This is a genomic window from Streptomyces sp. NBC_00654 (genome assembly GCF_026341775.1).
GTDB lineage: Bacteria > Actinomycetota > Actinomycetes > Streptomycetales > Streptomycetaceae > Streptomyces.
The window spans coordinates 2,337,213-2,350,437 of the sequence record NZ_JAPEOB010000001.1 but is presented as its reverse complement, the minus strand read 5'-3'; the positions used below and the strand labels follow the sequence as shown (position 1 = coordinate 2,350,437).

Genomic DNA, 13,225 nt, shown 5'->3' with positions numbered 1-13,225 from the left:
ATGACGCAAGGCAAGGGCAACCGGGCACCCCGGTGGAAGTGGATCGCTCCGGTACTGGCGCTCGGTGTCGTGCTCGCGGGTTTCCATGTGTGGCTGAACACCAATCTCGTCGCCGGGGACGAGGTGTGCGGGGGACTCGTGTCCACCGCGCGGGCCGACGCCGTCCTGTCCGGGGGCGGCCGCATCTCCGACGGGAACGGCCTGGATGCCCGGCCGGGCGACGACCTGGAGTTCTCCTGCACCGTCGAGGCCTCGTCGTTCCTGCCCGGTGCCGGTGAGGGGCACCTGAGGATCTCGGCTACCCATGAGCGGGGTGACTTCGCGTTCACCGACGGCCGCTGGCCCGGTCCCGCCACTGTGTCCTTCTTCTCCGGACCGGCGACCGGGGGTGTGGGCAGGGACCACGGCTGGGTGCTCCTGCCGGAGGGCTGCGCGAAGACGGCCCCGGCCATCGTCGAGGGCTACGCCCCCGAGGGCTCCGACCCCACGGCACTGGCCGCGCTCCTGACCGACGTGGCGAACAGGGCGGCGGAACGCGCGGGGTGCGCGCCGGACCGGCCGCTCGCCCTGTCCGGCAGCCTCCCGGCCGTACCGGCCGGCCAGAAGGTCCCGGACGACGCGGTGTGCGGCATCAAGGGCCTGACCTTCCCCGGCCCGGCCGCGGGAAGGCAAGCGGCACGCCAGACGGTCCAGGGGCGGACCGGTCCCACCTGGGCCTGCGAGGTGAGCGGACACGCCACCTTCTCCGTGACACAGGAGCCGCGCGTCCTGGAAGCGATCGCCTCCTCCCCCGGCTTCGGGGAACAGCCGCCGCTCGCGGGCCTGCGTGTCTCGGGCTTCGACCAACGGCACGTGGTGGCCGACTGCTCGGGCACACCGACGTACTTCTCGATGGAGCTCGGTCCCACCTACCAGTCCGCCCTCGAATCCCCCGGCACCCCCTCGGCCAAGGCCGTCTTCGCCGACTTCGTCACCTCCGCCGGCAAGAACTACGGCTGCTCCACCACGGCCCCGTGAACCGGACGCGATCCCGCCCCGGCGTCGGTGTACGGCGATAGCCTGGACAGGGCGAGGAACACGTTCCGCCGCACGAGAGGAAAGGCAACTGATGGGCACGCAAGCGGAGAAGGACGAGCTGTACGCACTCGACATCTCGGGGGTGGAGTGGCTCAGTGCCCCCGGGACGGAGCAGGCGGAGGAGCGTGTGGAGATCGCGCATCTGCCGGGCGGGGCCGTGGCGATGCGGTCCTCGCTGGATCCGGAGACCGTGCTGCGGTACACGGAGGCCGAGTGGACCGCGTTCGTGCTGGGCGCCCGTGACGGCGAGTTCGACCTGAAGTAGGGCTGTCGGCCGGGCCCTCCGGGCCGGGCACATGAGAGGGGCACGCTCCGGTGGGAGCGTGCCCCTCTTGTGTGCGTGGGCGCCCGCGCGCCGAGGCGGTCGCGCCGCGGTGGCGCACGGGCCGCCGCGCGTGGGTCAGAACGCCTCGGTGAAGTAGCGCGAGGCCTTGACGTCGGTGGAGCGGTAGCTGTCCTTGCCGGACTCGATGATCTTGGCTACCTGGTCCAGCCGCTTCTGCATGTGGTCGGCCCGGCCCTTGTACTTGCCCTGCAGCGTGACGTACTCGCCGTGGGCGTCACCGTCCCAGGTGTCGGTGACGACCTTGAGCGCGGCGTCCATCTCTTCGAGGTCCTTGATGATGTTGCGCGACACCACACGGATGCGGTTCGCCATCTCCTGGACGCTCTCGTACCTGACCTTGGTGTTCGGGTCCCCAGCCATCAGTCTTCTCCTCTGTGCTCAGCGTGTGCGGTAAAGGGGTGCGGCGGGTGGCTCAGACGCCGTTCAGGCCGGACGTGTTGGAGGACGACGCCGACTCCTTCACCGCGTTGAAGGCCGCGCGGACCTCGTCGTCGTTGGCGTTGCTGAGGTTCTTCGTCTGGCCCACGGCGTTGAGCAGCACCTGGAGCAGGCGCCGGATCTCGTCGTGGTCCTCGTTGATCGTGACCTGCGCAGTCGTGAATCCCGAGGCACCGACACCCGTCCAGCCCGCGCTGACCGTCGCGAGGATGTCGGCGAGCTCACGGGCCTGCTTGGACACCGCGTCGGCCGTGTCGACGATCTTGTTCTTCGCCTGGATGATCGGATCGTCGGCGAGTCCGAAACCAGCGGCGGGGTTGGTCATCCGGAGGTCCTATCTCTCAGTTCCCGAGCCTGCCCGCGGGCCGCGGTCAGGCTTCCTCTTGCCCCCGTGTGCTCCGGATAAGGAGTGGGGTACATGCAAGGCCCAAGAAGTGCGTGGCGGTGTTCCCACGCCCTGGAATCGGACTCGACCACTTCTCGTTCCCCCGTCACACACGTGAAGTCTGCTACCACCCTAGTCACTTCGTCATCTCTCCCCAACTGCGGTTTATAGGAGAGATCCACGTCACCGCCGGCGCCCTCAGCGCAAACCGCGTCGTCGCCGGACATCACGGACGACCGTCGCCGTACCGGCCACGACGGAGACCAGCACCGCCGCCAGGGCCAGCGCGTAGGTGGCGTATCGCTCGCTGCGCTCCTGCGAGGTCTCCGACATGGCCAGGTGCGCCGGCTCCGGAGCGGGCGCCCTGGGCGGTGCCGGGTCCGGGCGGGCCGCGTCCAGCGGGACGTCGTCCTTGTCCCCGGCGAGGGCCCTCACCGGGTCGACGACGCCCCAGCCGACGTACGCGTCATGGCCGGTGACCGACCGCTCGGCGGTCTGCTCGATCCGGGCGGCGATCTGGGCCGGCGTCCACGTGGGGTACTTGGCGACGAGGAGGGCGGCGACTCCGGCCACGTACGGCGCGGAGAAGCTGGTGCCGTTGTCGGTGCACTGGCCGAAACCCGGCACGGTGGAGACGATGTCGACGCCCGGCGCGGCGACGCCGACGAACTCACCGGCCTGCGAGAAGGCGGCGCGTTCGTTGTTGCGGTCGGAGGAGGCGACGGCGAGCACCCCGGGGAAGGCGGCCGGGTAGGTGTTCTTCAGCTTGCCGTCCATGCCGTCGTTGCCCGCCGAGGCGACGACGACGACGCCCTGGCCGATCGCCTTGGCCACGGCCCTGCCGAGCGCCGAGTCGGGGGTCAGCGGTTTGGTGGTGTCCTGGGAGATGTTGATGACATCGGCCTTCTTGGCGAGCGCGTGCTCGATCGCGGTGGCCATCGTGGTGTCCTTGCCGCTGTTCTTCTCGTCGTTCTGGCGGATCGGAATGATGGTGGCCTCGGGCGCCAGGCCGACGAACCCGGTGCCCTTCGCGGGTCGCGCGGCGATGATGCCGGCGACCTTGGTCCCGTGGCCGACCTCGTCGGTGGTGCCGTCCGCCTTGCCGCCCTTGAGCAGATTGCGCCCGGCGGTGATGTCAACGGCGGGCTTGAGCTGCGGGTTGGCGTTGTCCACACCGGTGTCGATGACCGCGACACGGACCCCCTTGCCCTTGGTGTCCTGCCACAGTTCGTCGAGCATGACCCGCTGGAGCGGCCACGGCCTGCCCTCGAACTGCTTCTTCATCGGGAAGGTGCATTCACCGCTGCCGTCTATCCCGAGGCCGCCCGGACCTGCGGAGTCCTGGGCGGCGTACGCGGCCTGGGGCGCCGCCAGTACGGCCAGCGCGGCGGCGGCCGCCGTGAGCAGCACGGTCTTCCGGTACAACATCTGTTCCTCTCCCCCGAGTCCCGCGGTCCACCGTCCCGCGGCGGCCGCGGGGCTGTCGTACGGGTGGCTCACGAGCCCTGGGGCTGCCGGGCGCTGTTGGTGTCGAGCCGGGGGCCCTTGGACAGGAAGTCCGACCATTCGATCGGTACGAGCGAGGGCGTGACCTTCTCGTAGCCGAGCCGGATCTGGGCCTGGCTGGCCTCGGGGCGGCCGTCCTGGGTCTGCTGGCCGCCGGTGCCGATGTCGGAACGCTCCGCGTCGCTGTCGCCGTTGGACTGGACCGCGTAGCGCAGTCCGGTGTCGGTGACCAGGAAGAGCGAGCCGTCGGGGCGGGTCTGCTTGCCCTGGATCTGGGTGTAGAGGAGGCCGCTGCCGGGGGTGACGTAGGTGCTGGTGCCACCGGCGTTGATCGCGGCCGGATATTCGCTGCCCGCCCAGGTGCTCAGCGTCGTACGGCCCCGGTCGTCGACCTTGCGCAGCACGCTGCAGACCGTGTCCCGGCTGCCGTCGCCCCCGGCCGAGTTGACCTGCTGGGCCTTGTGGGCCGGCCAGCGCGGGGCCTGGCCGGCGAAGGGCTGGGGGTCCGGGACGAAGTCCTGGAGGTCCGCGGCACGGGCCTCGCTGGCCAGGTTCAGGGGCGCGGTCTGCGGGGAGTTGATCAGCAGCCAGGCGGTGAACTCGGAGATGGGCTGGACCTTGCCGTCGAGGACCACGTAGTGCGCGGTGCCTTCGCCCGTACGGGTCTTGAGCACCATGCCCACCTTGTTCTCCTCGGCGGAGAGCTGGCCCTCGATGTGTGCGGGGGCGCCGATGGTGCCGGGGATCTGCGGGAAGACGATGGGGCTGCCCTCGTGCAGGGTGGCCAGCCAGTCGTCGGTGACGGACTGCGGCTGCCTGGTGCCGACGAGGGCGTTGGTCAGGTGTCCGTTGTCCGTGGCCACCTCGTTGACGCGGTACTTCGTGCCGCTCGCGTCCACCAGGTAGCGCGTCCCGTCCTGGCCCTGGACGTACAGCACCTGTCCGCCGCCGAGCTTCTCCTTCTTGCCCTCGGTGAGCTTGTTGTCGCGCTCGGCGAAGACGAAGGCCGCCTTCTGCACGGTGTTGCCCTTGCCGCCGGGCTGTTCGCAGACCGCCCACCGCTTGGCGGTGCCCGCGTCCGTCGCCTCGGGCAGCCGGTCGGGGGCGTAGGGGATGCCGAGGATCGGCCCGCGCGGTGGCTTGCCCGCGTCCAGGATGTTGTCGGCGACCTGGATGACGGCGAACTGCTGCGGGGTCAGCAGCAGCCGGGCCGAGGCGAGGTTCAGTACGGGGTGGAGCAGGTTCTTCCTGTCCTTGCCCTTGCCCGTGGAGAGCACCACATAGCGGGTGGTGGACTTCTTGCCGACGATCACCTTGGTGCCCGGCTTGTCCCAGTCCTTGGGCGCGGTGGGCTTGAACATCCCCCAGGCCCCGAACCCCGCCAGGATCAGCGCACCGACGATCAGGCTCGGTACGACCGCCCGCAACGGGCGCGGAGCGCCCTCCTCGGTACCTGTGGGCGAGGGTTGGAGGAATGCCGCGACCGTGCGCTTCTTCGCAAAGGTGTACGCGTTGAGCTCATCCCGCCGTGATGCCATGAGTCTGTCTGTCTCCCGTGTCTCCCCGCGCGGCTCCAGGGGCGGACACACCCCTGCCCCCGTGCCGGACCCCCGATGCCGGACCCTGGTGCCGGACCGGCCCCCTACTATGCCTGCTGAAGGCGAGTGCCTGTGGGGCGGGTAGGGTGATCCAGCCTCCAAAGCCCCCGGCGGGGCAGGGGCGATCGGGTTGAGTTGGGGCCTTACGAACGGGGGAATGCCGGAATGATGGCTTCCGCGACGCGGACACGTCCGGCCGGGAACAGGGGGCCCTCCGGGGCTCCCGGGGCAGGGGAACCACCCGCCTCTCGCAGGGGTTCACGCTCCTCGTCCCGAAGGCCCTCCGGTGACCCCGCGGGGACCGGCGGACCGGCCGCACCACGGCTGAACGGACGTGCCGGACACTTCGGTTCGTTCCGATTGCAACAGTTCGTACTGATCGAAATCGCCGCCGCTCTGCTGCTCGCCGCCTGGGTGGTGGAGCCGCTGCTGCTCGCCCCGGCCGGGGTGTTCGCCGCGCTGCTGGTGGTGCTCGCCGTGGTCCGCAGGCACCGCCGCTCGCTGCCCGAGTGGCTGGGTACGGTCTTCGCGCTGCGGGCCCGCACCCGCCGGGCCGCCGCACTGGTGCTGCCCCCGGACACCGAGCCGGGTCTCGCGCCCGCCGTCGAGTGCGACCCGGCGCTGCGCACGTACTCCTTCAGCGACCGCGACCGGCGGCCGGTGGGCATGATCGGTGACGGTACGTTCGTCACGGCGCTGGTCCAGGTCGAGTCGGACGCCACGGCGCTGAGGCCCGACCGTTCGGCACGGCCGCTGCCCCTGACACTCGTACGGGATGTGCTGGAGGTCGACGGCATCCGGCTGGAGTCCGCGCAGATCGTCCAGCACACCCAGCCGGCGCCCGCGCCGCATCTGCCGCAGCAGTCGGTCGCGGCGCGCAACTACGCGCCGTTGCAGGCCCAGACGGGTTCGCCGGCGCTCCGGATCACCTGGATCGCGCTCAAGCTGGACCCGGAGCTCTGCCCGGAGGCGGTGCAGGCGCGCGGCGGCGGGATCATCGGCGCGCAGAAGTGCGTGGTGCGGGCCGCCGACCAGCTGGCCAGCCGGCTGACCGGGGCGGGGTTCCGCGCGACGGTGCTCACCGAGCAGGAACTGACCTCCGCCATCGCGACCTCGGCGTGCGTCAGTCCGCTGGCGATGGCCCAGGCCAGCCGGGCGGAGACACCCGGCAGGCGCACCGAGGAGACCTCGCGCACCTGGCGCTGCGACGACCGGCGCCACACCACGTACTGGGTGGGCCGCTGGCCCCAGCTCGGCGGCGGCGGTGCCTCGATGCCTCAGCTGGTGGCGCTGCTCACCTCGATCCCGGCGCTGGCCACCACGTTCAGCCTGACGCTGGGGCACGGGGACCGCTCGGGGGTGTCGGTCACCGGGCATGTCCGGATCACCGGCCGCAGCGATGACGAACTCCTCGCCGCCCGCCATGAGTTGGAGCGCACCGCACGCGGTGTGAAGACGGCGCTGGTACGACTGGACCGCGAACAGCTGCCCGGTGTGCTGGCCACCCTGCCGCTCGGAGGTACCCGCTGATGTCCACCTCTACCGGCAACCGGCCCCGGCTGGGTTTCGGGCTCATCGGTCCGCGCCGCGGCCGGCACGCGGTCTCCTTCGACGAACTGGCCTCGCTCGGCCTGCCGGTCGGTGACGACGGCACGGTGATCGGGGTCGACGCCGAGGGGCGCCCGGCGGTCCTGGGCATCAACCGGCCCACTCCGTACGAGGTCACGCTGATCGGCGGCCTGTGGACGGCGCAGGTGCTGGCGCTGCGCGCCGCCGCGACGGGTGCCCGGATCGCGGTGGAGACCGGACGGGCCCAGGCCTGGACCGGGCTCGCGCAGGCGGCGGGCGGGGGGCAGCCCTGTGTCTCGCTGCACGATGTGGGCCGGGTGCCGCCGCAGGGCGCGTCGGCCGGATCGCCGGTCGTCGTGGTGCGCGACTGCGGGATGCGGCCCCCTCGCGGCCGGGTGGTGTCGGGGCCCTGGCAGTCCGTCGTGACGCTGCTCCCCTATCTCAGCCCGGTGGCGCCGCGGTTGATGGAGAAGTCCGCGCTCGTCGGTGTCCAGCGGGTCTCCCCGGACGAGGCGGCGCAGATCGGCCGGATCATGAATCTGTCGGCCGCCGAGGCACAGGCGCTGTCCACGCTGGCCGACGGTGTGACGCTGTGGTGCACGGACCGGGACCGGCAGTTCGTGATGACGCAGGCGACCGACGCCGAGACCGGACTGCTGGGCAGCGCCCGCCGGATGGACTGACCCGCGCGTCCGTACATCGGCCCGCGCGGGGTCCGTACTTCGGCCCGCGCGGGGTCCGTACTTCGGCCCGCGCGGGAATTCGTGTTCCCGCCGCATCGGACCTGTACGTCGGCCGTGCGGGATCCGTATGCCCGCCCGCGCGGGGTTCCTTGTGCCGGTCCGCGCGATCGACTTGCACGCAACGTTCCGCATTCGTACCGCTTTCGGTTCGCTCCCCTTATCGCTTCCCGTTCACCCGGGGGCAGCGCGTGACGTACGGGACAGACCTCGCCTTGCCGTACGGCCTGCCGTAGAGCGCCCGATGGCGATTAGGGTGGGTGCGGGCGCGGCAGCAGAACCTGCGGACAGGCATGGCGCGTCCCAGGGGGAGAGCCGGGCGGATCGGACGCCGGGAACCGACACCCCCACCCCCCACGGCACAAGGGTGCTCGACCACACCAGGAGGCAAAGTGAACGGCGATCGGGACGAGATCCGCGGGGGATGGAACACGCCCGTCGACGAGTCGTCCGACGCGGATCCCGCCGAGATGACGGGTGAGTTCACCATCGACTACACCCCGCCCGCCTGGTACACGCAGAACGCCGCGGGGGATTCGTCGGGCGGGGCGGGGTCCCATCTGGCACCGCCTCCGCCGCCCCACGGGGCGCCGGTCTCCGTGCCGGGACCGCCCGCCGCGGGCGGCTTCGACCCCAACTGGGCACCCGCGCCGCCCGCTCCGGCGGAGCCCTCGCTGCCGGGCGTGCCCGCTTCGGCGCCACCGGCTTCGATGCCGCCCGCCTCCCTGCCGTCGCCCGAGGCCGCCTCCCCGTCGGCACCCGCACCCGCGTCCCCGCCCGCGCAGGCTCCCTCCGAGGGGGCCGGGGCCGAGGACGGCGCAGCCGACCCGTTCGGCGGCGGCGACCTGGAGAGCGGCGCGACGATGCGGTTCTCCCCGGCCGCGCTGAAGCGGGAGATCGCGGAGCGTGAGGCGGCGGCCACCGCGGCACCGGACGGCACCGCGGCTCCGGACGCCACCGGTGCGCGGCCGGACGCCGACGCTCCGGAGAACGGGACGCCGGGGACGACGGACACCGCCGGAACCGGTGCGGCCGGCACCGCCGGACCTGACGAGGACGCCCCGGAGTCCCGTACGGATGCCGTGACGGCTCCGGAACCGGACTCCGCCCCCGCCGTCACCGACGCGGTGCCCGCGGATCCCCGGAGTGCCGGGGCCGCGGACGGGTCGGCGGACGCCGGGAGCACCGAGGGGGCGGCGGGCGACGACTCCGCCGCGACGGATCCGGCGGCGCCCGCCGACGAGCCCCCGCACGCCGTCACGGACGCGGCACCCAAGGACGCGCCGCAGGCGGCCGCCGCTCCGGCGCCGTGGGCGCCGGCGCTGCCCGCCCAGGCCGCCCTGCCCCCGCTGCCGCCCGCCTTCCAGCCCGCCGCACCGCAGCCCACCGCGCCGCAGTCCGCGTCGCAGTGGCCCGCCCCGGTGCCCGCGAACGAGGCGCCCGGCGGATACGGATTCCCGCAGGCGGCCCAGGTACCGCAGCCTCACCAGGCACCGCAGCCGTACCCGGCGCCGCAGTCACACCAAGCACCGCAGTCTCAGCCGCAGCCGTACCAGGCGCCGCAAGCGCCTCAGCCGTACCAGGCGCCTCAGGGCCAGCAGCCCCCGCAGCAGCAGTTCCCGGGGCAGAGCGCACCGCTTAGCGCACTGCTGCCACCGCAGGCCCCGCAGGCCGCCGGCGGGTACGGATTCCCCCAGCAGCCGCAGGCCCCACAGCAGCAGGGCGGTTACGGGTTCCCCCAGGCGGCCCAGGCACCTCAGCAGCCCCAGTCGGCCCAGGCCCCCCGGCCCGGGTTCCCCGGACAGGGAGTACCGCTCCCCGCGCAGCAGCCGGCCCAGGGCACGCCTCACCTGCCCGCGCCCATCGCCCCGGCCGCCCCGCAGCCGCCGGAGCAGTATCAGCCCCAGCCGCACCTCCCGGCCCAGCAGCAGCCACCGCAGCAGGCGCCTCAGCAGCCCCAGCGCCCGGACCCGCAGGCTCCGCCCGTCGACCCGCGTACCGGCAACGCCTGGCCCACGCCGGTCACCCATGACCAGCGCGAGCGCTCCGTGCCGGGCGCGCCGCTCGGCTACACGGCCGCCGTCGAGCTCTCCTCCGACCGGCTGGTCCGGGGCAAGCAGAAGGCCAAGAGCAGCCGCAACCCGTCGGGGGTGTCCCGGTTCAAGCTCGGCGGCAAGAAGGAGGAGATCGAGCGTCAGCGCAAGCTGGAGCTGATCCGCACTCCGGTGCTGTCCTGCTACCGGATCGCCGTCATCAGCCTCAAGGGCGGTGTCGGCAAGACCACCACGACGACCGCGCTGGGCTCGACGCTGGCGACGGAGCGGCAGGACAAGATCCTCGCCATCGACGCCAACCCGGACGCCGGTACGCTCGGCCGCCGGGTGCGCCGCGAGACCGGGGCGACCATCCGCGACCTGGTCCAGGCGATCCCGTACCTCAACTCGTACATGGACATCCGCCGGTTCACCTCGCAGGCGCCCTCCGGTCTGGAGATCATCGCCAACGATGTGGACCCGGCGGTCTCCACGACGTTCAACGACGAGGACTACCGGCGTGCGATCGAGGTGCTCGGCAAGCAGTACCCGATCATCCTCACCGACTCGGGCACGGGTCTGCTCTACTCCGCGATGCGGGGCGTGCTCGACCTCGCCGACCAGCTGATCATCATCTCGACGCCCTCCGTCGACGGCGCGTCCAGTGCGTCGACCACGCTGGACTGGCTGTCCGCGCACGGGTACGCGGATCTGGTGCAGCGATCCATCACGGTCATCTCCGGGGTCCGCGAGACCGGCAAGATGATCAAGGTGGACGACATCGTGCAGCACTTCGAGACGCGCTGCCGGGGCGTCGTCGTCGTACCGTTCGACGAGCACCTGTCCGCGGGCGCCGAGGTCGACCTGGACATGATGCGGCCGAAGACCCGCGAGGCGTACTTCCATCTCTCCGCGATGGTCGCCGAGGACTTCGCGCGCGCCCAGCAGCAGCAGGGGCTGTGGACGTCGGACGGCTCCATGCCGCCGCAGTTCGCCCCGCCGATGCCCGGACACCAGCAGCCCGGACAGCCCATGCCGGGTCAGCCGATGCCCGGACAGCCCATGCCCGGACAGCCGATGCCCGGACAGCCGATGCCGGGTCAGCCCATGCCGGGTCAGCCCATGCCCGGACAGCAGCAGCCGTACCCGCCCCAGGCGTACCCCCAACAGCCCTATGGCGGCCAGCCGCCGTACGGGGGAGCTCAGCCGGCCCAGCAGCAGCCCCCGCAGCAGCCGTATCCCGGTCAGCCGGCCCCCGGCGCCCAGCAGGGCGGATGGCAGCAGAACGGCTGGCAGCAGCAGTCGCCGCCCCCGCAGGCCCCGTCGGACGCGAGCCCGGCGCTCCCGCTCCCGGAGGCGGGACGGCCGGGCGGACAGGGCGAACTGGAAGGTCCCGTACCGCCCTCGGGCTGGCAGCAGACCCCTCCGCAGCCACCGCCCGCACCCCAGCAGTAGGGCAATAGAGGTCTAAACCAATGAGGGCCCGCACCGTTCCGACGGTGCGGGCCCTTTGCGTATTTTCGCAGCCCACACGCGGTTTGACGGACCGTTGACGCGGCTCGGCCACCGCTGATAAACCTTCGCTTCACCAGCTGGCGAACCAGAGATCTGCCCGCCTTCTCCATGCGAGTCATGACGCGAGGTCCACGTCCCATGGTCACAAGAGTCCCACCACACTCCTCCCGGCCACGTCGCCGTATGCGCGTCCTCCTGGCCTCCGGCGCCGCCGCACTGGCGCTCGCCGCCGGATCGGTCGTCCCCGGGAATCCCCTCACACCCGCGCCCTCGCAGGCGCAGGCCGCCGACAGCGGCAAGACCACTCTGACGGTCGCGGTCGCGCAGAGCGTCGACTCCCTGAGCCCGTTCCTCGCGCAGCGCCTGGTCAGCACGAGTGTCTCCCGGCTCATGTACGACTACCTGACGAACTATGACCCCAAGGACAACCGCGCGATCCCGGCGCTCGCCACCACGTGGGAGCCCTCCGCGGACAAGCTGACCTGGACCTACACGATCCGGTCGGACTCGAAGTGGTCGGACGGGCAGCAGGCCACCGCCGAGGACGCCGCGTGGACCTTCAACAAAATAATGACCGACGAGGGCGCTGCCACCTCCAACGGCAACTTCGTCACCAACTTCAGGAAGGTGACCGCGCCCAGTGCGGACAAGCTGGTCATCGAACTGAAACAGCCGCAGGCCACGATGGCCGCGCTCGATGTGCCGATCGTCCCGAAGCACGTCTGGGAGAAAGTCCCCGACTTCTCCAAGTTCAACAACGACACCGAGTTCCCGATCGTCGGGAACGGTCCGTTCATCCTCACGGACTACAAGGTCGACAGCTTTGTGAAGCTGAAGGCCAACAAGGACTTCTGGCGTGGTGCGCCGAAGTTCGACGAGATCGTCTTCCGTTACTACAAGGACCAGGACGCGGCCGTCGCCGCCCTGCGCAAGGGTGAGGTCTCCTTCGTCGCGGGCAGCCCCAGCCTGACTCCCGCCCAGTCGGCCTCCCTCAAGAACGCCGAGAACATCAAGGTGAACGACGCGCCGGGCAGGCGCTTCTACGCCCTCGCCGTCAACCCGGGCGCCCGTACGAAGGACGGCAAGAAGTTCGGCGACGGCCACCCGGCGCTGCTCGACCAGAAGGTGCGCCAGGCGCTCTTCATGGCCGTCGACCGCAGGACCATCATCGACAAGGTCTTCCAGGGCCATGCCGTGGAGGGCGAGGGCTACATCCCGCCGCGCTTCTCCGACTACTTCTGGAAGCCCGCCGACGGCCAGAAGCTGGCGTACGACCCCTCCAGGGCGGCGGCCCTGCTCGACAAGGCCGGATACAGGAAGAACAGCGGCGGCAAGCGCGTCGGCAAGGACGGAAAGCCGCTCGACTTCCGGATCCTGTGCCACGCCACCGACCCGAACGACAAGGCGGTCGGCAAGTACCTCCAGGAGTGGTGGGGCGGCCTGGGCATCGGTCTGAAGGTCGACTGCATCGACAACGTCACCGACCCCTGGTACGCCGGCGAGTACGACCTCGCCTTCGACGGCTGGTCCGTCAACCCGGACCCCGACTTCGTGATGTCGATCCACACCTGCGCCGCGCTGCCGTCCAAGCCGAAGGAGTCGGCCGCCACCGACAACTTCATCTGCGACAAGCAGTACGACGGGCTCTACGACCAGCAACTGGCCGAGTACGACCCGGCCAAACGGGCTGATCTGGTCAAGCAGATGGAGTCACGGCTGTACGACACCGGGTACATGAACGTCATGGCGTACCCGAATGCCGTCGAGGCCTACCGCACCGACCAGATCAAGTCGATCACGACCATGCCCTCGGACGCGGGCAATATCTACGGCCAGGACGGTTACTGGAGCTGGTGGTCCGCGGTTCCGGCCGCCTCCGCCTCCTCCGGCTCCGACGACTCCGGTGGCAGCTCCACCGGGGTGCTCATCGGTGTCGGTGTCGCCGTCGTCGTCCTCGCCGGTGGCGGACTGCTGTTCGCCATGCGTCGTCGTTCCACCGCGGAAGACCGTGAATAGTC

At 71.3% G+C, this 13,225-nt stretch carries 10 protein-coding genes; 6 read left to right on the top strand and 4 right to left on the bottom strand.

All coding sequences use genetic code 11. From position 1 onward, the window contains the following. Entirely contained in the window at positions 1–1,017 is a 1,017-nt protein-coding gene (locus tag OHA98_RS10230; RefSeq protein ID WP_266924460.1) for a hypothetical protein, read from the top strand. A 91-nt stretch (positions 1,018–1,108) separates the two neighbouring features. Continuing rightward, positions 1,109–1,342: a DUF397 domain-containing protein gene (locus OHA98_RS10225; protein WP_266802339.1), complete on the top strand. Its 234-nt coding sequence runs from the start codon at positions 1,109–1,111 to the stop codon at positions 1,340–1,342. 135 nt (positions 1,343–1,477) lie between these two features. On the opposite strand, the gene OHA98_RS10220 is transcribed toward OHA98_RS10225, so the two are convergent. The 4 genes from OHA98_RS10220 to eccB form a co-directional block, all read right to left on the bottom strand. Beyond that, entirely contained in the window at positions 1,478–1,783 is a 306-nt protein-coding gene (locus tag OHA98_RS10220) for a WXG100 family type VII secretion target (RefSeq protein WP_266924458.1), read from the bottom strand. 52 nt (positions 1,784–1,835) lie between these two features. After that, positions 1,836–2,186 (bottom strand): hypothetical protein, encoded by a 351-nt coding sequence (locus tag OHA98_RS10215; RefSeq protein ID WP_073726642.1) that lies wholly within the window; start codon positions 2,184–2,186, stop codon positions 1,836–1,838. 258 nt (positions 2,187–2,444) lie between these two features. Continuing rightward, on the bottom strand, positions 2,445–3,674 hold the full coding sequence (gene mycP / locus OHA98_RS10210) for a type VII secretion-associated serine protease mycosin (RefSeq protein ID WP_266924456.1): 1,230 nt from the start codon (positions 3,672–3,674) through the stop codon (positions 2,445–2,447). A 68-nt stretch (positions 3,675–3,742) separates the two neighbouring features. Beyond that, positions 3,743–5,290, bottom strand: coding sequence for a type VII secretion protein EccB (gene eccB / locus OHA98_RS10205; protein ID WP_266924454.1), 1,548 nt, complete (start codon positions 5,288–5,290; stop codon positions 3,743–3,745). A 228-nt stretch (positions 5,291–5,518) separates the two neighbouring features. Here eccB and eccE point away from each other — a divergent pair, with 228 nt between their 5' ends. The 4 genes from eccE to OHA98_RS10185 all read left to right on the top strand — a co-directional run bounded on the left by eccE (position 5,519) and on the right by OHA98_RS10185 (position 13,223). Continuing rightward, positions 5,519–6,880 (top strand): type VII secretion protein EccE, encoded by a 1,362-nt coding sequence (gene eccE / locus OHA98_RS10200; RefSeq protein ID WP_266924452.1) that lies wholly within the window; start codon positions 5,519–5,521, stop codon positions 6,878–6,880. Continuing rightward, positions 6,880–7,602 (top strand): hypothetical protein, encoded by a 723-nt coding sequence (locus OHA98_RS10195; RefSeq protein WP_266924450.1) that lies wholly within the window; start codon positions 6,880–6,882, stop codon positions 7,600–7,602. The genes eccE and OHA98_RS10195 overlap by 1 nt, the downstream gene beginning before the upstream one ends. A gap of 449 nt (positions 7,603–8,051) precedes the next feature. Beyond that, entirely contained in the window at positions 8,052–11,147 is a 3,096-nt protein-coding gene (locus OHA98_RS10190; RefSeq protein WP_266924448.1) for an SCO5717 family growth-regulating ATPase, read from the top strand. 198 nt (positions 11,148–11,345) lie between these two features. After that, complete coding sequence (locus OHA98_RS10185) at positions 11,346–13,223, top strand: ABC transporter substrate-binding protein (RefSeq protein ID WP_266924446.1); 1,878 nt, start codon at positions 11,346–11,348, stop codon at positions 13,221–13,223. Positions 13,224–13,225 lie beyond the last annotated feature (2 nt).

Coding starts and splice junctions, on each gene's coding strand:
- OHA98_RS10225 (WP_266802339.1), top strand. CDS start 1,109: ATGGGCACGCAAGCGGAGAAGGACGAGCTGTACGCACTCGACATCTCG.
- OHA98_RS10220 (WP_266924458.1), bottom strand. CDS start 1,783: ATGGCTGGGGACCCGAACACCAAGGTCAGGTACGAGAGCGTCCAGGAG.
- OHA98_RS10195 (WP_266924450.1), top strand. CDS start 6,880: ATGTCCACCTCTACCGGCAACCGGCCCCGGCTGGGTTTCGGGCTCATC.
- mycP (WP_266924456.1), bottom strand. CDS start 3,674: ATGTTGTACCGGAAGACCGTGCTGCTCACGGCGGCCGCCGCCGCGCTG.
- eccB (WP_266924454.1), bottom strand. CDS start 5,290: ATGGCATCACGGCGGGATGAGCTCAACGCGTACACCTTTGCGAAGAAG.
- OHA98_RS10215 (WP_073726642.1), bottom strand. CDS start 2,186: ATGACCAACCCCGCCGCTGGTTTCGGACTCGCCGACGATCCGATCATC.
- OHA98_RS10230 (WP_266924460.1), top strand. CDS start 1: ATGACGCAAGGCAAGGGCAACCGGGCACCCCGGTGGAAGTGGATCGCT.
- OHA98_RS10185 (WP_266924446.1), top strand. CDS start 11,346: ATGGTCACAAGAGTCCCACCACACTCCTCCCGGCCACGTCGCCGTATG.
- eccE (WP_266924452.1), top strand. CDS start 5,519: ATGGCTTCCGCGACGCGGACACGTCCGGCCGGGAACAGGGGGCCCTCC.